This is a genomic window from Streptomyces sp. AC627_RSS907, assembly GCF_019049165.1.
The window spans coordinates 1-773 of record NZ_JAGMUE010000528.1 but is presented as its reverse complement, the minus strand read 5'-3'; the positions used below and the strand labels follow the sequence as shown (position 1 = coordinate 773).

1 protein-coding gene and 1 pseudogene are annotated in these 773 nt (G+C 69.2%); both read right to left on the bottom strand.

Annotated features, from left to right (window positions below):
- Positions 1–401, bottom strand: a 401-nt coding sequence (locus KUM32_RS36850; RefSeq protein ID WP_217146228.1) for an amino acid ABC transporter permease, incomplete at its 3' end; no start/stop codon positions are given.
- Positions 398–773, bottom strand: a pseudogene (locus KUM32_RS36845) (ectoine/hydroxyectoine ABC transporter permease subunit EhuC); the annotation flags it as partial. The pseudogene KUM32_RS36845 and the gene KUM32_RS36850, both read right to left, overlap by 4 nt.

Here is a 773-nt window from a genome sequence, read left to right as displayed (position 1 = left end):
AACCAGGTCCGCCCGCGCGCCGTGTTCAGCGCGGTGGCCGCCTCCCACTGGCCGACCGGTACGCCGTCGATGCCGGCGCGGTAGACCTCGGCGACGTACGTCGAGTAGTGCAGGCCGAGCGCGATCACGCCCGTGGTGAGCGCGGAGAACTTGATGTCCCAGCTCGGCAGCACCCAGTAGAAGAAGAAGAGTTGCACCAGCAGCGGCGTGTTGCGGATGAACTCCACGAAGACGCCCACCGGCCAGCGCACGAAGCGCGTCGGCGAGCGCAGGGCCAGCGCCCACACCAGGCCGAGCGCGAAGGCGAGCACCGAGCCGAGCGCGGTGGCCTGCAACGTGATGAGCAGCCCGTCGAGCAGTTCGGGCAGGAAGTCCCTGGCGACGTCCCAGTTCCAGGTCACTTGGCACCTCCCGGAGCCAGGGCGTCGGCGGACTTCGGCGTGCCGGAACGGTTCGCCGCGGTCCTGGCCGGCCTCTTCGTCAGCTTGGCCAGCAGGCCGTTGCCCGGCGGCGGCGCCTGCCCGATGCTCGCCTTGGCCTTGCGCTCAAGGAGTCGCATCGCCCGGGTGAGGAGGAAGGCGAGCACGAAGTACAGGACCAGAATGATCGAGTAGATCTCCAGGCTCTCGCCGGTCGCCAGGCGCGAGAGCTGGGCGGCGAAGGTGATGTCCGCGACGCTCACGGCCGACACCAGCGCGGTCGCCTTCAGCAGCTCGATCAGCAGGTTGTTGAACGGCGGGATCATCTCGGGGATGGCCTGCGGCAGCACCACC